Source organism: Mycobacterium sp. NGS67 (assembly GCF_059812185.1).
The window spans coordinates 135,940-157,124 of sequence record NZ_JCALCF010000011.1; the positions used below are offsets into that span (position 1 = coordinate 135,940).

General features: G+C 66.6%; 17 protein-coding genes and 1 pseudogene. 4 read left to right on the top strand and 14 right to left on the bottom strand.

The window, feature by feature from the left end; translation table 11 throughout:
• Window positions 1–4: 4 nt before the first annotated feature.
• The 3 genes from rnc to sepIVA are packed head-to-tail and all read right to left on the bottom strand — an operon-like array spanning window position 5 to window position 2,095.
• Window positions 5–724, bottom strand: coding sequence for a ribonuclease III (gene rnc / locus AC5Y4D_RS12990; protein ID WP_499942089.1), 720 nt, complete (start codon window positions 722–724; stop codon window positions 5–7).
• Window positions 721–1,299 carry a YceD family protein gene (locus tag AC5Y4D_RS12995; RefSeq protein WP_499942087.1) on the bottom strand — a complete coding sequence of 193 codons (579 nt, stop codon included), beginning with the start codon at window positions 1,297–1,299 and terminating at the stop codon, window positions 721–723. Before AC5Y4D_RS12995 ends, rnc begins: the two co-directional genes overlap by 4 nt.
• A gap of 58 nt (window positions 1,300–1,357) precedes the next feature.
• Window positions 1,358–2,095 carry a cell division protein SepIVA gene (gene sepIVA, locus AC5Y4D_RS13000; protein ID WP_499942086.1) on the bottom strand — a complete coding sequence of 246 codons (738 nt, stop codon included), beginning with the start codon at window positions 2,093–2,095 and terminating at the stop codon, window positions 1,358–1,360.
• A gap of 301 nt (window positions 2,096–2,396) precedes the next feature.
• Between sepIVA and AC5Y4D_RS13005 the strand changes: the two are divergent.
• A pseudogene (locus AC5Y4D_RS13005) lies at window positions 2,397–3,578 on the top strand (permease); the annotation flags it as partial.
• A gap of 158 nt (window positions 3,579–3,736) precedes the next feature.
• On the opposite strand, the gene AC5Y4D_RS13010 reads toward AC5Y4D_RS13005, so the two are convergent.
• Window positions 3,737–4,984 (bottom strand): HNH endonuclease signature motif containing protein, encoded by a 1,248-nt coding sequence (locus AC5Y4D_RS13010; RefSeq protein WP_499942084.1) that lies wholly within the window; start codon window positions 4,982–4,984, stop codon window positions 3,737–3,739.
• A 107-nt stretch (window positions 4,985–5,091) separates the two neighbouring features.
• On the opposite strand from AC5Y4D_RS13010, the gene purU reads away from it, so the two are divergent.
• Window positions 5,092–6,027: a formyltetrahydrofolate deformylase gene (purU, locus tag AC5Y4D_RS13015; protein WP_499942365.1), complete on the top strand. Its 936-nt coding sequence runs from the start codon at window positions 5,092–5,094 to the stop codon at window positions 6,025–6,027.
• Window positions 6,028–6,038: 11 nt separating this feature from the next.
• On the opposite strand, the gene AC5Y4D_RS13020 is transcribed toward purU, so the two are convergent.
• Window positions 6,039–7,091 carry an NAD-dependent epimerase/dehydratase family protein gene (locus AC5Y4D_RS13020; RefSeq protein ID WP_499942083.1) on the bottom strand — a complete coding sequence of 351 codons (1,053 nt, stop codon included), beginning with the start codon at window positions 7,089–7,091 and terminating at the stop codon, window positions 6,039–6,041.
• A gap of 115 nt (window positions 7,092–7,206) precedes the next feature.
• Here AC5Y4D_RS13020 and AC5Y4D_RS13025 point away from each other — a divergent pair, with 115 nt between their 5' ends.
• Complete coding sequence (locus tag AC5Y4D_RS13025) at window positions 7,207–8,172, top strand: metallophosphoesterase (protein ID WP_499942081.1); 966 nt, start codon at window positions 7,207–7,209, stop codon at window positions 8,170–8,172.
• Window positions 8,173–8,178: 6 nt separating this feature from the next.
• Here the strand turns inward: AC5Y4D_RS13025 and coaD are convergent, their stop codons facing one another.
• From coaD to AC5Y4D_RS13055, 6 genes are all read right to left on the bottom strand, one after another.
• A complete protein-coding gene (gene coaD / locus AC5Y4D_RS13030) occupies window positions 8,179–8,664 on the bottom strand; it encodes a pantetheine-phosphate adenylyltransferase (RefSeq protein ID WP_499942079.1) in 486 nt (161 codons plus the stop codon).
• Window positions 8,665–8,687: 23 nt separating this feature from the next.
• Window positions 8,688–9,242 (bottom strand): 16S rRNA (guanine(966)-N(2))-methyltransferase RsmD, encoded by a 555-nt coding sequence (rsmD, locus tag AC5Y4D_RS13035; RefSeq protein WP_499942363.1) that lies wholly within the window; start codon window positions 9,240–9,242, stop codon window positions 8,688–8,690.
• Window positions 9,239–12,622 carry a pyruvate carboxylase gene (locus AC5Y4D_RS13040; protein WP_500037341.1) on the bottom strand — a complete coding sequence of 1,128 codons (3,384 nt, stop codon included), beginning with the start codon at window positions 12,620–12,622 and terminating at the stop codon, window positions 9,239–9,241. Before AC5Y4D_RS13040 ends, rsmD begins: the two co-directional genes overlap by 4 nt.
• A gap of 8 nt (window positions 12,623–12,630) precedes the next feature.
• Window positions 12,631–13,260 carry a vitamin K epoxide reductase family protein gene (locus tag AC5Y4D_RS13045; RefSeq protein ID WP_500037342.1) on the bottom strand — a complete coding sequence of 210 codons (630 nt, stop codon included), beginning with the start codon at window positions 13,258–13,260 and terminating at the stop codon, window positions 12,631–12,633.
• A 4-nt stretch (window positions 13,261–13,264) separates the two neighbouring features.
• Window positions 13,265–14,026, bottom strand: coding sequence for a DsbA family protein (locus tag AC5Y4D_RS13050; RefSeq protein WP_500037343.1), 762 nt, complete (start codon window positions 14,024–14,026; stop codon window positions 13,265–13,267).
• Between the two features lie 86 nt (window positions 14,027–14,112).
• On the bottom strand, window positions 14,113–15,237 hold the full coding sequence (locus AC5Y4D_RS13055; protein WP_500037344.1) for an alpha/beta hydrolase: 1,125 nt from the start codon (window positions 15,235–15,237) through the stop codon (window positions 14,113–14,115).
• A 279-nt stretch (window positions 15,238–15,516) separates the two neighbouring features.
• Here AC5Y4D_RS13055 and AC5Y4D_RS13060 point away from each other — a divergent pair, with 279 nt between their 5' ends.
• A complete protein-coding gene (locus AC5Y4D_RS13060; protein ID WP_499942361.1) occupies window positions 15,517–16,365 on the top strand; it encodes an aldo/keto reductase in 849 nt (282 codons plus the stop codon).
• A gap of 4 nt (window positions 16,366–16,369) precedes the next feature.
• On the opposite strand, the gene AC5Y4D_RS13065 is transcribed toward AC5Y4D_RS13060, so the two are convergent.
• From AC5Y4D_RS13065 to AC5Y4D_RS13075, 3 genes are read right to left on the bottom strand one after another with little or no spacing between them, the layout of a single operon-like run.
• Window positions 16,370–17,083 carry an HNH endonuclease family protein gene (locus AC5Y4D_RS13065; RefSeq protein ID WP_500037345.1) on the bottom strand — a complete coding sequence of 238 codons (714 nt, stop codon included), beginning with the start codon at window positions 17,081–17,083 and terminating at the stop codon, window positions 16,370–16,372.
• A complete protein-coding gene (recG, locus tag AC5Y4D_RS13070) occupies window positions 17,080–19,308 on the bottom strand; it encodes an ATP-dependent DNA helicase RecG (RefSeq protein ID WP_500037346.1) in 2,229 nt (742 codons plus the stop codon). The genes AC5Y4D_RS13065 and recG overlap by 4 nt, the downstream gene beginning before the upstream one ends.
• 2 nt (window positions 19,309–19,310) lie before the next feature.
• On the bottom strand, window positions 19,311–20,963 hold the full coding sequence (locus tag AC5Y4D_RS13075; protein ID WP_500037362.1) for a DAK2 domain-containing protein: 1,653 nt from the start codon (window positions 20,961–20,963) through the stop codon (window positions 19,311–19,313).
• Window positions 20,964–21,185: the final 222 nt, after the last annotated feature.

Here is a 21,185-nt window from a genome sequence, read left to right on the forward strand (position 1 = left end):
ACCGTCAGGGCTTCCCCGCGGGATCGAGCACGTGCGCTGCCTCGAGTGCCTTGTAGGCGGCCGACGCCGCCTTCTGCTCGGCTTCTTTTTTCGAACGCCCCACACCAGACCCGTATTGGGTCTCCATCACGACCACCACCGCCGTGAATTCCTTGTCGTGATCCGGCCCGGTCGAGGTCACCTGGTACGTCGGGGTGCCGAGGGCACACGATGCGGTGAGTTCCTGCAGGCTGGTCTTCCAGTCCAGCCCGGCACCCAGCGTCGGCGCGGTATCCAGCAGCGGGCCGAACAGTCGCAGGATCACCTCGCGGGCCACGCTGATGCCGTGTTGCAGGTAGATCGCACCGAGCAACGATTCCATGCCGTCGGCCAGGATGCTGGACTTGTCCGCGCCGCCGGTGTTGGCCTCACCGCGCCCCAGCATCACATGCACGCCCAGGCCGCCGTCGGGCAGATGGCGCGCGACGTCCGCCAACGCCTGGGTGTTGACGATGCTGGCCCGCAACTTGGCCAGATCGCCTTCGGAACGGTCGGGGTGGCGGTGATAGAGCTCGTCGGTGATGGTCAGTCCCAGCACCGCGTCGCCGAGGAACTCCAACCGCTCGTTGGTGGGCAGGCCGCCGTTCTCGTAGGCGTAGCTGCGGTGCGTCAACGCCAACGACAGCAGGTCTTCGGGCAGGTCGACGCCGAGCGCATCGAGCAGAGTCTGCCGCGACGGGGTCACCGCTCGTCTCCGTCCCGGGGCGGGAACATGCCCGCCAGCTTGGCCCAACGTGGGTCGATCTGGTCGTGCGAGTGGTCGGGTTCGGCGGCCAGCGAGACACCGCACTGCGGGCACAGGCCCGGGCAGTCGGGTGAGCAGACCGGCGCGAACGGCAGTTCCAGGCCGACGGCGTCGACGATGGGTTGCTCGAGGTTGATCGTCTCGGCGACGACGTGGCCGACCTCGTCCTCCTCCGTGGTCGCCTCGGTCGCACTGTCCGGGTAGGCGAACAGCTCGGTCAGCGTCACGCGTACGCGACCCTGGATCGGCGACAGACAACGCGAGCATTCTCCGCTGGTCGGCGCGGATACAGTGCCGGTCACCAGCACGCCTTCGTAGACCGACTCCAGCCGCAGGTCCAGGTCCAGGGGTGCGCCCGGCTGGATGGCGATCAGGTCCAGGCCGATGCGTGACGGGCTGTCCACGGTCTGATGCACCGCGAACATCACCCCGGGCCGGCGGCCCAGGCGGGCGATGTCCATCGTCAACGGCGTGGTGGCGGGTCGCTGCGCCGTCTGGCTGTGCTGCTTTGCCACAAGGAAATCCTACGGCGCGCGGCCGGCAGGTCCACGGCCAGTTCGCCGGGGGAAACGCCTAACGCGTCACGTAGTCGTGCGTACCGGCCGCGGTCCGCAGCTGGTGGCGGCCCCGGCCGACCGACCGCAGGGTGCCGTTCAGGAACTCTTCGAACTCGGCGAGTTTGTTGTCGACGTAGATGTCGCACTCGCCGCGCAACCGGTCGGCCTCGGCGTGCGCGGTGTCGATCAGACGGGTGGATTCGGCGTGCGCGGCCTGCACCACCTCGTTCTGCGACACCAGGCGCTGCTGCTCCTTGATGCCCTCTTGCACGGCCTTTTCGTAGGAGATGTTGCCGTTCTCGATCAGCCGGTCGCATTCGGACTTGGCGCGGCTGATGCTGGCGTCGTACTCGCGCTTGGCCGATGCGGCGATCCGCATGGCTTCCTCGCGGGCCTCACCGACCATCCGCTCGCTGTGCTGACGGGCTTCGCTGACCATCCGGTCAGCCTGAGCCTTGGCATCGGAGAGCAGGCGGTCGGCCTCCGCGCGGGCGTGGTTGATCATCGACTCCGACTCGGTGGTCGCCGATGACACCATCGAGTCGGCGTGGGTCTTCGCGTCGTGCAGCATCGAGTCGCGCGCGTCCAGCACGTCCTGTGCATCGTCCAGTTCGCCGGGGATGGCGTCCTTGATGTCGTCGATCAGTTCCAGCACATCGCCGCGCGGCACGACGCAGCCCGCGGTCATGGGCACGCCACGGGCTTCTTCGACGATCGCGCTCAGTTCGTCCAACGCTTCAAAGACTCGGTACACGGCCATACCCTCCTGGCGTCTCGCCACAATTCCTGATTGTTACCAGTGTGCCTGGTGTTACCTATGTGACGTCGGTGGTGACGTCGGTGTGTCGGGGTGAATTTGTCGTCGTACATCCCTGGTTTGCCACCAGACTATCGCCGCGAGCGGCGCCCGGTCAGCCGTGCAGGAGACGCGGCTCGCGTCGTGGCCGCCCCGATCGTGGTGCGCTTTGCCCGCGCTCGTCCGGGATTTCTTTGGCATCGCTGGTGGGGTTGACAACCTAGATACCCTTGGGGGGTATATCGACGGGAGGCCGGAGATGGATCGAGCGGTAAATGCACTGGGTCACGCGTTGGCGCTGACGGGGTCCATGACATGGGAAATCCTCTGGGCGCTGATTCTGGGTTTCGCCTTGTCGGCCGTGGTGCAGGCCGTGGTGCGCCGGACAACCATCGTCGCGCTGTTGGGGGACGACCGGCCGCGCACGCTGGCCGTCGCGACGGGCTTGGGTGCGGCGTCATCGTCGTGCTCCTATGCCGCGGTGGCGCTGGCCCGGTCACTGTTTCGCAAGGGTGCCAACTTCACCGCAGCTATGGCGTTCGAGATCGGCTCCACCAACCTGGTCGTGGAGCTGGGCATCATTCTGGCCCTGTTGATGGGCTGGCAATTCACCGCCGCGGAATTCGTCGGCGGGCCGCTGATGATCATCGTGCTGGCACTGCTGTTCCGGTTCTTCGTCCGCGAACGACTCATCGATGCCGCGCGTGAGCAGGCCGAGAAAGGCATCGCCGGTTCGATGGAAGGCCATGCCGCGATGGACATGTCGATCCAGGGCGACGGGTCGTTTTGGCGGCGACTGTTCTCCGGACCGGGGCTCACCTCGGTCTCGCACGTCTTCGTGATGGAGTGGCTGGCGATTCTGCGTGACCTGATCCTGGGCCTGTTGATAGCGGGCGCGATTGCCGCATGGGTTCCCGAAACCTTCTGGCAGAACTTCTTTTTCGCTGACAACCCGACATTGTCGGCGGTGTGGGGGCCTGTCGTCGGGCCTGTCGTGGCGATCGTGTCGTTCGTCTGCTCTATAGGAAACGTGCCGTTGGCCGCTGTGCTGTGGAACGGCGGCATCAGCTTCGGCGGGGTCATTGCGTTCATCTTCGCCGACCTGCTGATCCTGCCGATCCTGAACATCTATCGGAAGTACTACGGCACCAAGATGATGCTGACGCTGCTGGCCACGTTCTACGCCGCGATGGTCGTGGCCGGCTATCTGGTCGAATTGATCTTCGGCACCGCAGGTCTCATCCCGGATCAACGCAATGCGATGGTGATGTCGGGCGGGATCTCCTGGAACTACACGACATGGTTGAACATCGTCTTCTTGCTTGTTGCGGCGGTATTGGTCGCTCGGTTCTTTGTCACGGGCGGAATGCCGATGCTGCGCATGATGAATGGTTCACCGGACGCCGAGCACGCGCACGGTGAGCACGCGCATGGTGAGCACGCGCACGGTGGGCACGCGCACGGTGAGCACGGGCATGGCGGGCACGGGCACGGGCACGCGCATGGCGGGCACGGGTGCCACTGACGGGACACCGCGTACCGCACTGGCGAACTTGGCTGCGTTGAGAGTCCGCAGCGGCATCTCGGCGACGGAATCGGCTATGGCTCAGCCCGTTTGGGCTGGAAGGGCGTGTACCACCACCAGTCGGCGCGTTCGCCGAGTGGACCGCGACACGGTGGGACGTCCGGCGGAGGCTGGGTGGGCGGTCGGGCCAGCGATCCCGGGGGCAGGGTCTGGCCGTCGCTGTCGGTGACGGTCAGGTTGTCCGCGGTTCCGGTGATGGTGATCGCCCCGCGGTGGTGCAGCCGATGGTGATACGGGCAGACCAGCACCAGGTTGTGCAGTTCGGTAGGACCGCCGTGTTCCCAGTGCCGGATGTGATGGGCATGCAGACCCCGCGTCGCGCCACAGCCGGGCACGGCACACGTCGGGTGGCGGTGCTCCAACGCGCGGCGCAGCCGCCGACTGATCGTGCGGGTACTGCGGCCAGCACCGAGGGGCTCGCCGTCGCGTTCGAACCACACCTCGCACGTGGCATCACAGGTCAGGTACCGGCGGTCAGCGTCGCTGAGCAGCGGACCCAGATGCAGCGCACCCACCTGCTGTTCCACGTCGAGGTGGGCGATCACCGTGGTGTGCTGGCCATGGGGGCGGCGGGCCGCTTCGGTGTCCCAGCCGGCCTCCACCAACCGCATGAATGCCTCGCCAAGCGCCGGCAACGGAGGCCGCACCTCGGGGTCATCGTCGGCATGATCGCGCGTCCATTCCGCGATCAGCGCTTCCCGATGCGAGGCCAACGCCGCCTCGAACTTGGCAGCATCCAGCCGCGGGAGTCTGATCCGCCAGCACGTGAACTGCTCATCGGAGGTCTTGGTAACCGAAGGCCGCGGTTCCAGGTCGGGTCCGGGATCTGGTTCGGGGTCCGGGCGAGGTTCGAGCTTGACCGCGGTGCGCAACTCGTTGACCGTGGCGACCCGGGCCAGCTGCTCATAATGCTTATCCGAGCCCGCCCCGGCACGCGCGGCGATGACCCCGACCTGATCCAGCGACAACCGGCCCTTGCGCAAGCTGCGGGCACAGCGCGGGAACTCCTTGAGCCGCCCGGCGACCGTAGTCATCGTCTGCGCCGTCGCCGGAGACACTCCCAGCTTCCAGGCCACCAACGCCGAAATCGACCGGCACCCGGTATTGCCCCACAACTGATCACCATCAAGCTCAGCGATGATCTCCACCAGCTGCCCATCAATGGCGTTACGCTGACCGGCCAACTCCGCGAGCTTCTCAAACAACACGTCAATCCGCTTGACCTGGCTCACCGGCTCAGCAGACAAAGCGCTCGAAGACATGTCCTCATCATCGCAGGGGCCACCGACAAGTCCCGGCTGCCGAATCGCCGATGGACCGCGCCGTAGCTCCCTACCCGGCCATTTCCGGCGGTATCGTGGCCTGCGGAATTCCGAGGCGAAAGGGGCCGCGGGTGTCGACGCCGAACGTGCCGGGCAGCTTTCCGCAGCGACCGACCGGTCCCCCACCTCCCGCCGACATCGGCCGTCTGCTCCTGCGGTGCCACGACCGGCCCGGAATCATCGCCGCGGTCAGCACCTTCCTGGCTGGAGCCGGCGCCAACATCATTTCCCTCGATCAGCATTCCACCGCCCCCGAAGACGGAACCTTCCTGCAGCGCGCGATCTTTCACCTACCCGGTCTTACCGCGGCGATCGACGGACTCGAACAGGAATTCGCCAGTACCGTGGCCGAGAAATTCGGCATCGACTACCGCTTCACCGAAGCCGCCAAACCCAAACGCGTCGCCATCATGGCGTCCAGGCAAGACCACTGCCTACTGGATCTGTTGTGGCGCAACCGCCGTGGCGAGCTTCAAATGTCCATCGCGATGGTCATCGCCAACCATCCCGATCTGGCCGAGCGTGTCCGCCCGTTCGGGGTGCCGTTCGTCCACATTCCCGCTACCCGCGACAACCGCGCCGAAGCCGAGCAGCGTCAGCTCCAATTGCTCAGTGGGAACGCGGATCTGGTTGTGCTGGCGCGTTATATGCAGATCCTCACTCCGGAATTCCTCGCCGCGGTCGGGTGTCCGTTGATCAACATTCATCATTCGTTCCTGCCGGCGTTCATCGGCGCGGCGCCTTACAAGCGTGCTCGGGAACGTGGTGTCAAACTGGTCGGGGCGACCGCGCATTACGTCACCGAAGTGCTCGACGAGGGACCGATCATCGAACAAGATGTGGTGCGCGTCAGGCACACTGACACCGTCGACGACCTGGTGCGCGTCGGCGCCGACGTCGAACGGGCCGTGTTGTCCCGCGCGGTCCTGTGGCACTGCCAGGACCGGGTGATCGTGCACGACAACCAGACCATCGTCTTCTGAAACGACGAAACCTACTCGGCCGTGGCAACGTCCATGATCGAGTCGCCGAATCGGGCGCGAAGCGCCCCCCACACATCGGCATACTGTCCCGGCGACTTGCGATACGCGGCATGGCGTTTGACGAACTGGCGCGCCACTGGTGACACGAGCCGCGTCGGGTGCCGCCGCCAGCCGGCCCGCTGCCGGATCTCGGCCAACATCTCGGGCCACGAATACCGTTGGAATTTCAGCACTTCTTGGGCGCGGGTCACGTCCATCCAGTCGTTGAGATACCAACCGTCGTCGTTATCCGGGTCTCCGGGTCGCCCCGCCGGCATCGCGCCCGGCATGCCGGCCGCCGCTGCCATCTTCGGCCCGATCTCGGCCTGCAGCAGCCGGTGCGATTCGTCACCGGCGACCAGCAGCACCTCACGGACCACGTCAGCGTGCGCGGACGCAGCGAATGCCGTTGCGACATCACGGGTGTCGATGCAATGCACGCGTCCGTCGCTGGGCATCGCGCTGCCGAAGAACAGTGCGTCAGGGGTGAATGGCATGGCCTTGAGGTCGACGCTGAGCACGCCACCGAGTCGCAACACCACCCAGTCCAGAGCCGACGACCGCACGATTTGCTCGGCCTCGAGTTTCTGGCTCCCGTACACCTCGCATGGGCGTAGCGGTGTATCCAGCTCAATCACGTCGTGGCGGTAAGGGTTTCGTGCGCCATAGACCGAGCAGCTCGAGGCATGCAGGAAGCGCGGCGGATTGGGTAGCTCTTCGGCGGCACGTACCAGCGCTGCCGTCGCGTCGACATTCACTCGCCGGGCCAGTTTGGGATCGTAGTAGATCAACGGCGGGATCACCCCGGCCAGGTGCACGATGACATCGGGCGCCACCTCTGACACCACTTGCCGTACCTGCTCCGCGTCGCGCAGATCGACCGGCCGGGTCTGGACACCTGCCGGCACCGTGCCCGCCGTACGGTTCACCGTGGCAACCACCCGCCACCCGTCCGCTGCGAACCGCTTGACAGTGTCGACACCGACCAGACCGAAGGTGCCGGTGATCAGCACGGTCTCTGACATGGATGTCCCCGATCCCGTCAACGTCGTTGTCCTGAGAGGACCGTAGCCCACTCAAGAGAGTGAGTGCCATGTTTCGGCCCGAGGGCTTGTCAGACCCGAGTGTCAAGATCAAGGCATGCAGTACTACGACATCATCGGCGACATTCACGGTTGCGCTTCCGCGCTCGAGAAACTGCTCGCCGAGCTGGGTTACGCGCGTGCGGATGTGACCGGCGCATACCGCCATCCCACCCGTCAGACCGTCTTCGTCGGCAATCTGGTCGACCGCGGACCCGACCAACTCCGCGTCCTCGAGGTGGTCAAACGCATGGTCGACGCGGGCAGTGCGCAGATCGTCATGGGCAACCACGAATTCAATGCGATCTCCTACGCGACCAGGAACCCGGAGCACGAGGGACGTCACTTGCGTCGGCGCACCAAGAACAACCAGCACCAGCACAGCGCGTTCCTGAAGCAGCTCACGCTCAGGCAGCGGCGTCGCTACATCGAGTGGTTCAAAACGCTGCCGCTATGGCTCGACCTGGGCGGCATTCGAGTCGTGCATGCGTGCTGGCACGAAGAATCGATGAAATACGTTGAGGCCGAACTGGGTTCGAACCGTTTCAGCTCGCTGGACCAGTTCGCCAGGGCGTCGACGAAGGGCGACCGGTTGTATACCACGGTCGAAGTTCTGCTCAAGGGACCGGAAATCAGCCTGACTGATCATGGCCAGTTGCCCTACCGGGACAAGGACGGCCGGCTACGCGGCAATGCCAGGATCCGATGGTGGGACGACGAGGCGACGACTCTGAGCAAGATCGCGGAGATCGGCGACAACTTCACCACCGAGGACGGTCGGCCCTACCCGCCGTTGCCCGACATCGAGGTGCCGGCCGACGATCGTTCCTTCGTCTACACCGGTTCGGTGCCGGTGTTCTACGGCCACTACTGGCGTGCGGATGACCCACAGCCGCAACGTGATTGGAGCGACCGTTGCGCGTGCGTGGACTTCAGCGCGGTGAAGGGCGGCAAACTAACCGCCTACCGCTGGCGGGGTGAGACCTCGATCGACCCCGATCACTACGTGCAGGTCGCGGCATGACGACCGCTACGCGTTCTTCTCGGCGATCCGTTCGCGCAGCCGACGGTTCACCGGTTCGGGCAGCAGTTCGGTCACATCACCGCCGAGCAGCGCGACCTCTTTGGCCAGCGACGACGACACGAACGAATACCGTGGCGACGTCGCCACGAAAAATGTGTCGACGCCGGCGACGTGTTTGTTCATCTGCGCCATCTGCAGCTCGTATTCGAAGTCGGTCCCGGTGCGCAGGCCTTTGACGATGGCATTCATCCCGCAGGCTCGGACGAAGTCGACCACCAGCCCTTTTCCGGCGGCGGCCCGCAGGTTGGGTAGATGGCTGGTCGACTCCTCGATCATCGCGATCCGCTCGTCGAGGTCGAACATCCCCTTCTTGGCCGGGTTGACCAGGATCGCCACGACGACCTCGTCGAATTGGGCCGCGGCGCGTTCGAAGACGTCGATGTGGCCTAATGTGACCGGGTCGAAGGACCCGGGACATACCGCGCCGCTCATGTCGAAAGACGCTACACGGTGCCTCAGATTCGTTCGGCGAGCTCCAAACGGGTGTCGCCGTAAACCCGTTCGGGCCAGACCGACCAGCCGTCGGGCCAGGACAAGCGCGTGCTGCCGACACCGCGCTCCACCACCGCAACGGTCCCGTCCCGTGTCCAGCCGTGCGCGGTCAGCGCGACCAGGACCGCATCGATCTCGTCGGTGCCCAGGTCGTAGGGCGGGTCGGACAGCACCAGGTCGACTGCAGCCGAAGGGCCGCCGGTCAGCACAGCCGTCACCGCGCCCCGGCGCACCGCGGCTCCGGGCAGTCCCACGGTGTCGATGTTGCGGGCGATCACCGCCGCGGTGCGCTGGTCGGACTCGACGAACAGCGCGGATGCCGCGCCCCGTGACAGCGCTTCCAGGCCGAGTGCCCCCGAACCGGCATAAAGATCCAGTACCGCCAGACCCGAGAAGTCGATGCGGGCCGCCAAGATGTTGAACAGCGACTCGCGCACCCGGTCGGTGGTGGGCCTGGTCCCCCGCGGCGGCACCGCAAGGCGCCGGCCTCCGGCCACGCCGCCGATGATGCGGGTCAGTTCAGCACCACCAGCAGGTCACCGCCCTCCACCTGAGCGGTGTCGGACACCGCCACCCGCTCCACGGTGCCGTCGGCGGGCGCGGTGATGGGTGCCTCCATCTTCATGGCCTCGATGGTGGCGACGGTCTGGCCCGCGGTCACCTGCTCGCCCTCGGAGACGGCCACCGTCACCACGCCGGCGAACGGCGCCGCGATGTGGCCGGTGTTGCCGCGGTCGGCTTTCTCGGCGGCCGGCACCGCGCTGGCGATGCTGCGATCGCGCACCAGCACCGGGCGCAACTGTCCGTTGATGATGAACATGACGGTCCGCATGCCGCGCTCGTCGGGTTCGGAGATGGCCTCCAGCCCGATCAGCAGTTCGACGCCGCGCTCGAGCTTCACCCGATGCTCTTCGCCTTGGCGCAGGCCGTAGAAGAACTGGTTGGCCGACAACTGCGACGTGTCGCCGTAGGCCTCCCGATGGTCCTCGAATTCCCTTGTGGGGCCGGGAAACAACAGCCGATTCAGGGCTGCCTGACGTTTCGGCCCCGCCGCGGACAGCGCGTCCTCGTCGTCGGCGGTCAGTTGCGGCGCCGGTTTGCCCGGTGCGCGGCCGTCCAGCGCCGCCGAGCGAAGCGGCTCGGGCCACCCGCCGGCCGGCTCACCCAGCTCCCCGCGCAGGAAACCCAGCACCGAGTCCGGGATATCCAATCGAGCTGGTTCGGAAGCGAACTCGTCCGCGCTCAGCCCCGAACCGACCAGCGCCAAGGCAAGATCACCGACCACCTTCGACGACGGGGTCACCTTGATCAACCGGCCCAGCACGCGGTCGGCACCGGCGTAGGCGGCTTCGATTTCCTCGAACCGGTCCCCCAAACCCAGCGCGATCGCCTGCTGGCGCAGGTTCGACAACTGGCCACCCGGGATCTCGTGGTCATACACCCGTCCGGTCGGGCCCGGTAGCCCAGACTCGAACGGCGCGTACACCTTTCGCAGCGCCTCCCAGTACGGCTCCAACGCGCACACCGCCGGCAGCGACAGGCCGGTGTCGTACTCGGTGTGCGCGGCGGCGGCCACGATCGAGCTCAGCGCCGGCTGGCTGGTGGTTCCCGCCATCGGCGCGGCCGCCCCGTCTACCGCGTCGGCGCCCGCCTGCCACGCCGCCACATAGCTGCCCAACTGCCCCCCGGGCGTGTCGTGCGTGTGCACGTGAATGGGCAGGTCGAAACGGCTGCGCAACGCACTCACCAGGGTGTGCGCGGCCGGCGCCCGCAGCAGGCCGGCCATGTCCTTGATGCCCAGCACGTGCGCGCCGGCCTCCACGATCGACTCGGCCAGGCGAAGGTAGTAGTCCAGCGTGTAGAGGTCCTCGGCCGGGTTCGACAGGTCACCGGTGTAACACATCGCGACTTCGGCTATCGCAGTACCGGTTTCGCGTACCGCGTCGATGGCCGGGCGCATCGAGTCCAGGTTGTTCAGCGCGTCGAAAATACGGAAGATGTCGATGCCGGTGGCCGTCGCCTCCTCCACGAAAGCCGACGTGACGATTTCCGGATACGGCGTGTAGCCCACGGTGTTTCGGCCCCGCAGCAGCATCTGCAGGCAGATGTTGGGAATCGCATGCCGCAGCGCGGACAACCGCTCCCACGGATCCTCTTTCAGAAACCGCAGCGCCACATCGTAGGTCGCACCACCCCAGCATTCCACCGACAGCAGCTGTGGCATCGTGCGCGCGAGATACGGTGCCACCATCAGTAATCCGCTGGTCCGCACCCGGGTGGCCAGCAGCGACTGGTGCGCATCGCGGAACGTCGTGTCGGTCACGCCGACCGCCGGGGACTCACGCAGCCAGCGCGCGAAGCCGTCCGGGCCCAGCTCCAGCAGCCGCTGCCGGGAACCATGCGCCGGCGCAGCCTCCCGGTCGATCTCGGGCAGTTTGTCCTGCGGGTACACCGTCGAGGGCCGCGCGCCGTGCGGCTGGTTGACGGTGACGTCGGCCAGGTAGGTGAGGATCTTGGTGCCGCGGTCGGCCGATACCCGCGCGGTGAGAAGTTGCGGCCGCTCGTCGATGAACGACGTCGTGACGCGACCGGCCTGAAAGTCCGGGTCGTCCAGAACCGCTTGCAGGAACGGGATATTCGTCGACACGCCGCGGATCCGGAACTCTGCCATCGCCCGGCGGGCCCGGTTCACCGCGGTCTGGAAATCACGGCCCCGACAGGTCAGCTTGACCAGCATCGAGTCGAAGTGGGCGCTGATCTCCGCACCCAGGTTGGTGCTGCCGTCCAGTCGGATGCCGGCGCCGCCGGGTGTGCGCAACGCACTGATCCGTCCGGTGTCGGGGCGGAACCCGTTGGCCGGATCCTCGGTGGTGATCCGGCACTGCAGCGCGGCACCGTGGGGGCGCACCGAATCCTGCGTCAGACCCAAGTCCTGCAAAGTCTCGCCGGCCGCGATGCGCAGCTGACTGGACACCAGGTCGACGTCGGTGATCTCCTCGGTTACCGTGTGCTCCACCTGAATTCGCGGGTTCATCTCGATGAAGACGTACTCGCCGTTCTCGTCCAGAAGGAATTCGACCGTGCCGGCGCAGCTGTAACCGATGTGGCGGGCGAAAGCGACCGCGTCGCCGCAGATCTTCTCCCGCAACTCGGCCGGCAAGTTCGGCGCCGGCGCCAGTTCGATGACCTTCTGATGGCGGCGCTGCACGCTGCAGTCGCGCTCGTAGAGGTGGATCACGTTGCCCTGGGTGTCGGCCAAGATCTGGACCTCGATGTGTCGGGGTCGCAGCACGGCCTGTTCGAGATACACCGTGGGGTCCCCGAACGCGGACTCGGCTTCCCGGCTCGCCGCCTCGATCGCCTCCGGCAACGCGGCCTTGTCACTGACCCGCCGCATACCGCGGCCACCGCCGCCGGCAACCGCCTTGACGAACAACGGAAACCGCATTTCGTCTGCGGCGGCAACCAATTCGTCGGCCGAGGCCGACGGGGACGATGACTCCAGCACGGGCAAACCCGCTTCCCGGGCCGCGGCGACGGCGCGGGATTTGTGTCCGGTCAGCTTGAGCACCTCGGCGTCGGGACCGACGAACGTGATGCCCACCTCCGCACATGCCGCAGCCAACTCCGGGTTCTCCGACAGGAATCCGTACCCCGGGTAGACGGCGTCCGCGCCGCAGCGCCGGGCCGTCTCGACGATCTGGTCGACAGACAGGTACGCGCGCACCGGATGCCCGACTTCGCCGATTTGATAGGACTCGTCGGCTTTGGTCCGGTGCAACGAATTGCGGTCCTCGTAGGAATAGACCGCGACGGTGCCGACACCCAATTCATATGCGGCGCGGAAAGCCCGGATCGCGATTTCGCCGCGATTGGCCACCAACACTTTGGAGATCACGCTCGACCTTAACTCAGAAGTGTCGACCAATAACTCCAGAAGCGCACCATGATCAGCAGGAATACCGCGGTCAACCAGAACGTCGCCAGCGACCACCGCAAACCGAACACCACTCGCAGCACCGAACTGTCGCCGATCGCCGGACGCGCCAAAATCGAGGCCACCACGACCAGCAGGGCGACGGTGATGACCCAGACCACCATGCAGTACGGACACAACGCCCCGATGCGGTACAGACTCTGAAAGATCAGCCAGTGCACAAACGCGGTACCGGCCAGCAACCCGACCAGCAGCCCGACCCAATACCACCGCGGCAGAACCACTTTCGCCACCGCCAGCGCCCCAGTGACCAGCACGACCGTGAACCCCACGATGCCCAGCAACGGATTGGGGAACCCGAACAGCGAAGCCTGGGGCGTCACCATCACCGACCCGCACGACACGATCGGGTTGATGTTGCACGACGGCACGTACGAGGAGTTGCGCAGTAACTCGATCTTCTCCACGGTCAGCGTGACCGAGGCGAGCAAGCCCAGCACGCCGCCGATCAGCACCCACCACGCACTCAGGGTGGGTACCCACGGTCCGCGCGTCGCGGGGAGTTCCAGTTCGGATTGCTCGGCGAGTTCGGCTGACACGAGATCAGGCTTTCGCGGTTGCCGCGACCTCGTCGATCCCCGGGACGTTGCCGACGATTTCCTTGATCTTGGCCACCAGCGCGGCAGGAGACGTCCATTCGTAGTCGGTGCCGTTGATCTTCACGGTGGGGGTCGCGCGGATGTTGTTGGCCGCCGCCAGTCCGGTCACCTTTTCGATGTACTTGCCGCTGTTGATGCAGTCCGCCACTTTGCCGACGGCCTCTGTTTGACGGGCGATCTCGATCAATCGTGCGTTGTCGGGGAAGGTGGTGCCGGTCTCGGCGGGTTGGATATTGGGGTCGTAGAGCGCACTGTGGTACCGTTGGAAGGAAGCGATGGACTCCTCGGCGACGCAGTTGGCGGCCGCGGCGGCGCGCGAGGAATAGTGCTGGGTCCGCGGACTGTCCAGGATGGTCACCATGGTGTAGTCGGCGGCGATCGCGCCGATTTCAATGAGTTTGTTGATGGTCGGTCCGAAATCGCGCTCGAACTTGCCGCACGCCGGACACAGGAAATCCTCGTAGAAGCTCATCACGGCCTTGGGTTTGCCTTGGTCGTTGACCAGCTTGCTGGAGGTCACCCGGATCGCGCCCTCCCCGTTGGCAGCGGCGGCTTGCTTCTTGTGGCCGTTGGACACGATGTAGAAGACCAGGCCGACGGCGAAAAGCACGACGATCAAGGTGCCGCCGATCTGGATGAGTCGGCCGAACTTGCCGTCGCCGGACTTCAGGTCGAGTCGCGCGGGGCGCTTGCGTTTGTCGGCCACAGGATCCTCACGTTTGTTGGCTTGGCCCGCGAAGGGGCGCCTCTAGCGTACCGATTGCGATGGTCGCGACCCGCATCACGACCAGGTCAGCACCGGCTCAGGTGAGCCCGCAGCGCCGAGATCAACTCCGCCGTCCCCGCGGCACTGTCCCCGCCGAGCGCGAACAGGTTCGCAAAGCCATGCGCGAGCGAACCCAGATACCGCAGGTCCACGTCGGTACCTGCGGCCCGCAACGCCGCCGCGTAATCCTCGCCCTCGTCACGCAGCGGGTCGAAGCCGGCGACCGCGATCAGCGCCGGCGCCAACCCCGACAGCGACGGGGCGAGCGCCGGGGAAACCCGCGGATCCGTCGCATCGATCCCCGACTTGCGCAGGTATTGCGTAGTGAACCAATCGATGTCGCGCTTCGTCAGCACGAAGCCCCGCGCGAACAGGCTCAGCGACCGGGTCTGCGCGGTGAAGTCGGTCCGCGGATAGATCAGCCACTGCAGCACCGGGACCGGTCCGCCGCTATCCCGTGCCAGCTGGCTGACGACGGCCGCCAGGTTGCCACCCGCGCTGTCGCCACCGACCGCCACCCGACCCGCTGCCGCGCCGAGTTCTGCGGCGTGTTCCCAGGCCCACTGGAACGCGGCGTAGGCATCGTCGATCGCCGCGGGCGCCGGATGCTCGGGCGCCAGCCGGTAATCGATCGACAGCACGTGGATGCCCGCGTCTCGGCAGGTCAACCGGCACAACGCGTCGTGGGTGTCCAGGTCGCCGATGGCCCAGCCGCCGCCGTGGTAGAAGACCAGCAGCGGCGCTTCCCCGGCGCCGGACCCCGGGGGACAGTAGTGCCGCGCCGCGATCGGACCTGCCGGACCCGGCAGCGAGATCTCCTCCACGTCCACATGGATCTGCGGGCCGGGCATGACTTGCATGTTTTCCCGCATGGCGGCTCGGGACGTGGCGGCGTCGTCGTCGATCACCAAACCGTCGATGCCCACGGCGCGCAGTCCGGTGAGCATCAATTGCAGGGTGGGATCGAGGGTGTTGCCGTCGATGACGACCGACCGCCCCCGCGTCAGGAGCCGCTTGGCGCCGCTGGGAATCCACGGAATGACTTTCACACCCACGTTGGTGACCGTGCCCTGGACACGGGCCGTCCACCCGGTCGACGCGCGCGCTGCCCCGAGATGGAGGTCCGGCGCGCCCGGAAGGCTTCTGGTCATCGGCCGCTCCCTAAAATCTTCGTCACGCTAAACGACGGTCGCTCGATTCCCGCCGTCGGCCCCCTCCGACTTCCCCGGGGGCAACCTTACGTCGTGACCGAAATGCCTGAACCTGCGCAGACCGACCGGCCATCTGAAGTTGTGACCGGACGCGGGCCGGGCATTGATTAGATGGCATATTCAACTCGGTAACATGATGGACCGCGAGTTGGTATGCGTTTCCGCGACCGGCTTGGACCTGAATCCGAGAACTTTCAATTTCATAGGTAGGTGATGACGTTGGCCGGCGAGTCGGGCGCCACTTCTGTCCCCTCGATTGCCCTCAACGACGAGAACACGATGCCGGTGCTCGGCCTCGGGACCGCAGAGTTATCGGACGACGAGACCGAACGCGCGGTGTCGGCCGCTCTGGAGAGCGGCTGCAGGCTGATTGACACCGCGGCGGCGTACGGCAATGAGGCGGCGGTGGGCCGCGCGATCGCGGCGTCGGGCATTCCCCGCGCCGAACTCTTCGTCACCACCAAACTCGCCACGGCTGACCAGGGTTTCAAGTCGTCGCAGCAAGCCTGCCAGCGCAGCCTGGAAAATCTCGGGCTGGAATACGTCGACCTCTACCTGATCCACTGGCCGGCGGCGGCGCTCGGCACCTACGTGGACTCGTTCGGCGGATTGATCCAATCCCGGGGCGAGGGCCACGCCCGCTCGGTCGGGGTGTCCAACTTCACCGCGGAGCACCTGTCGATGGTCATCGACCTGACGTTCGTCACCCCGGCGGTCAACCAGATCGAGCTGCACCCGTTGCTCAACCAGGAGCAGCTGCGCAAGACCAACGCCGAGCACGACATCGTCACCCAGTCCTACACGCCGCTGGCTCTGGGCAAGCTGAACGACAACCCGACGGTGACGTCGATCGCCGGCGAATACGGCAAGACGCCCGCGCAGGTTCTGTTGCGCTGGAACGTCCAGCTGGGCAATTCCGTCGTGTTCCGCTCAGCCAAACCCGAACACATCGCCGGCAACCTGGACGTGTTCGACTTCGAACTGGCCGCCGAGCACGTCGACGCGTTGAACGGGCTCAACGACGGCACCCGGCTGCGGCCGGATCCGGACACCTACACCGGCACCTGACCGTTCACCGAGTCGGGCAGGTGGCCGCGGCCTCCCGCAGTACGCCGGTGGATGCCTGGTCCACCGGCAGCGAATAGCCGCGCAGCACCGCGATGAACTGGATGGCGTACTGGCACGCGAACGCTTTGTTGGGTGGCATCCACTGCGACGGTGGTGAGTCCCCTTTGTCCTGGTTGGCTCTGCCCTGCACCGCCAGCAGGTTGGCCGGGTCGTTGGCGAAGCGCACCCGCTCGGTCTCCGGCCAGTCTGAGGCGCCCATGTCCCAGGCGTAGGCCAACGGGACGATGTGGTCGATCTGCACCGACTCGCCGACCTTGGCGCCTCGCTGGAACGCGATCACGGAGCTGGTGTAGGGGTCGTGCAAGGTGCCGGTGGCTACCGCGTCGGGACACCGTTTTATGGAGACATGCGTGACGTCGACCAGGTCGCGGTTGAGGATGTCGTTGCGGGTGTCGCAGCCGTTGTGGCCCAGCGGGGCGTCGTTGTCGTCGTCCCAGGCGTCGCCGAAAGCCGCCCGCCGGTAGTCGAACCGGTGCGCACGTAGCGGCAACACGAGGATTCCGGCCAGCACGTCGTCACCGGGTTGCACGGTGGGGACGTCGGCGCGCGCGGCGAATTCCTCGGCGTGCCGGGCCGACGACGATCCCAGCGTCTGGTAGGCGACCACCAGCGCCAGCACGGCGACGGCCGCCAACCAGAGCAGTGTCTTGCGAGTCATGACTTGTCCAGGTACTCGATTCGGTCGGTGTCGGTGAATCGTGCTGCCAGCACGGACAATCCGGGGTTGCCCGGATCGGCGCCATACGCTGACTCACAGAATTCCCGGGCGGCCTCGATGTACTCCAGGTGGTCGGCCAGCGACAGCAGTCGCAACGTGAAGGCCCGGCCGGACTGATTGCGGCCCAACACATCTCCTTCCTTGCGTTCCTTGAGGTCCAGGTCGGCCAGCGCGAATCCGTCGACGGTCGCCGCGACGGCGTTCAGCCGGGTACCGGCCGGCGAAACCGGTGAGGTCCAGCTGGCCAACAAGCACAGGCTCGGGTGCCGGCCGCGACCGATACGGCCCCGCAGTTGGTGCAGTTGGCTGATACCGAACCGATCGGCATCCATCACCAGCATCACGGTGGCGTTGGGAACATCGACACCGACTTCGATGACGGTGGTGCACACCAGCACGTCGATCTGGCCGGCGCGGAAAGCGGCCATCACGGCGTCCTTTTCGTCGGCCGACAGTCGACCGTGCATGAGTCCCAGCCGCACGCCGGCCAATTCCTGCGCGCGCAGCCTGCCGAACAAGCCGACGGCGGTCACCGACGGGCGCTTGCCGTCTTCCGTCGTGTCCGACTCTTCTTCGTCGATCCGCGGCGCCACCACATACGCCTGGCGACCGGCGGCAACCTCTTCCCTGATGCGCTGCCAGGCGCGCTCGAGCCAGCGCGGATTCTCCCCGACGAATATCACATTGGAGGTGATCGGCTGACGCCCGCGCGGCAGTTCGCGCAACGTAGACGTCTCCAGGTCGCCGTAATACGTCAGGGCGACCGTACGGGGTATCGGCGTCGCGGTCATCACCAACAGATGCGGAGTGATACCGGCAGGAGCCTTGGAGCGCAACCGATCTCGTTGCTCGACGCCGAACCGGTGCTGCTCGTCGACCACCACCATGCCCAGCTTGTGGAACTCCACCGCATCCTGCAGCAGCGCGTGGGTGCCGATGACGATGCCGGCCTGCCCACCGGCGACCTCGGCCCGAACCTGCTTCTTTCGCGCGGCGCTCATCGATCCGGTGAGCAGCGTCACGCGGGTGGCATCGTCGGCACCGCCGAGTTGGCCTCCCATCGCCAGCGGACCGAGGACCTCGGTCATGGATCGAAGATGTTGCGCGGCAAGGACTTCGGTAGGTGCCAGCAAGGCGCACTGGTAGCCCGCGTCGACCATCTGCAGCATCGCCAGCACCGAAACGATCGTCTTGCCCGACCCGACTTCGCCCTGCAGCAAGCGGTTGAGCGGTCTGGTGAGTGCCAGTTCGTCGGACAACACCGCAAGCACCTCACGCTGCCCGGCCGTGAGTTCGAACGGCAAGCGCTGCAACAGTTCTGCCGCCAGACCGTCGGGCCGGCGGGGAGCCGCGGGCCCCGATTGGGACAACGCGCCGTGCCGGCGGCCGACCAGTGCCCACTGCAGACCGACCGCCTCGTCGAAAGTGAGGCGATCACGAGCCCGGTCCCGCTCGGATCTGCTTTCGGGCAGGTGGATGGCGCGCAACGCGTCGTCTTCGCCGATCAGCCCGAGCTTCGCACGCAGCTCCGGGGGCAACGGATCATCCACCGGGTCAAGCTGATCCAGCACCTGCTGCACGCAGCGATAGATTTCCCAGGTCTGGGCCTTGGTGCTGGCGGGATAGATCGGATAGAACGGCCGCTCGAACGCCGACATGGCCAATTCACCGCTGTCCGTCTTCGACGCATCGGCGATGTTGCGCAGCGAATCGGTGCCGCGGTTCCTGCCGTCCGAGGAGTCCATCAGAAGAAACGCGGGATGGGTGAGCTGCATAGCCCCTTTGAAGTATCCGACCTCTCCGGACAGCATGACCTTGGTGTTCACGGTCAGGTCCTTCATCAGGAAGTCGGCGTTGAAGAAGGTGGCGGTCACCCTGCCGCGGCCTGTCCCGACCGTGACGCGCAACCATTTCCGCGGCCTCTTGCCGGGCTTCTGCTGCCGCATCTGTCCGGACCTCGTATCGGTGATGACGTCGACGATCGTGATGTGCTCGCCCGGTTCGGGGCGCTGGTCGTCGGCGCTGAGCCGGGATGCGCCTTCGACGTAGCTGCGCGGATAGTGCCGAAGCAGCTCGTCGACAGTCAGGAGCCCCAGGCTCTCCTCCAGCGGGTCGGCGGACTTGCCGCCAAGCACAAAGAGCAGCCGATCGCTCAGCGTCGCCACGCCTACTCCACCCCGATCAGCAGCACGTCACCGCGGTGACCGGTGCGGTAGACCACCAGTTCGCTGCCGGGGTGATGGTCGTGCATGTGACTGTCCAGCGCGGCTTGGATGTCCGCAGCGACTCCGTTGTCCAGGTCGTCCAGGTCGGCACCCATCAGCACCGTGACCAGGTCGCCACCGGAGGCCATCAGCAGGTCGAGCAGGCCGATCGCGGCGGCCGGCACGTCGGCGGCGACGATCAGCACCTCGTCGCCCGCGATGCCCAGGCCGTCGCCCGGTTTGCAGGTGCCGGCCCAGGTCAACGCGTTCTCGGTGGCGACGCGCACCGATCCGTGCCGGGCGGCGCCGGCCGCGCGGGCCATGGTGTAGCCGTCGTCGACGGCCTGTCGGCCGGTGTCGTGCACGGCCAGCGCGGCCAGTCCCTGCACCATCGACCCGGTCGGGACCGGCACCACGTCGACGCCCCACCCGATGGCCGCGGTACAACCGGCCACCAGTTCCTCGGCGGCCACATACCCGTTGGGCAGCACCATCACCTGGGCTGCGCCGCTGTCCACCACGGCGCGAACCAGTTGGTGGGCGCTGATGCCGCCGGAGTCGTCCGGTTCCGGTCGCAGTACGCAAGCCCCCTCCCCGGCGAACAACTCCTCGGCACCGTCGCCGTCGACGACGGCGAGCACCGCCCGTTCCCGGGTCCAACTTCCCGCGGGCAGTCCGGTGGCGCCGGAACTCAGCGCCGACACCACGATGCGACTCAACTGTCCGGCCGCCAGACCCGCCTCCACGGCCGCGCCGGCGTCGTCGGTGTGGACGTGCACGGAGTAGCTCTGCGAGGCCGCGGCCGCGATCGCCACCGAGTCACCCAGCTCCTCGAGTCGTTGTCGCAGTGTGTCGGCCGCTGCCGCATCGCAGTCGGCCAGCAGGTACATCACCTCGAACTGCGGAGCCCGGCCCCGGGCGGCGGCGTCGACCACCGACGACCGCGGTGCCGGCTCGTACACCGATCTCGCCGGCGTCTCCCCGGTGATCGTCGAACGCAGCGAATCCAGCATGACCAGCAAACCGCGCCCCCCGGCGTCCACCACCCCGGCGTCGGCGAGCACGTCGAGCTGCTCGGTCGTCTTCTCCAGCGCGACCACCGCGGCGTCACCGGCTGCGACGATCGCCGTGTCCAGCGTCTGATCGGCGGCGGCGCTCTGGTCGACGGCGGCGGCGGCGGCACGCAGCACCGACACGATGGTCCCGGGCACCTCGTCTCCACCCATCGAGGTCACGACCAATTCGACGCCACGCCACAGCGCGGCCGCGAAGGTCGCGGTGTCGATCACGGCCAGCTCCCCACCGGAATCGGCGGCGGCGGTCGCGGTTGCGTCGGCGATGCCACGCAGGATCTGGGAGAGGATCACCCCGGAGTTGCCCCGGGCGCCGTGCAGAGCTCCCGCCGACAGCGCGGACGCCAACCGAACGACGTCGTCGTTGCCCCGCCCGGCTTCGGCATCCGCCTCGGCCAGCGCCGAACGCATCGTGAAAAGCATGTTCGCGCCGGTGTCGGAGTCGGCGACCGGGAACACGTTGAGCCGGTTGATCTCGTCGATGTGGGTGATCAGGTCGCTGACCACGGTGTGGGCCCAGTCGCGCAGGGCTACACCGTCCAGTACCCGACCTGACTCGCCCAACTCGACCCCCACCTCCTTTGTGCACTGACGAGGCCCCCGATCGCGCCAGCGTAGCCCCGGACCGCCGGGACGTGAGCCAGCCAAGAGCCTAGTCAGAGACGCCGACAGTACTGGTCAAGACGAGTCCGGGCGCCGTGCGTTTTGGCGGTTGCCGACCACAGTCGGTATTGTGGGACGGCCTGGGTGAACCCGGGCTATTCC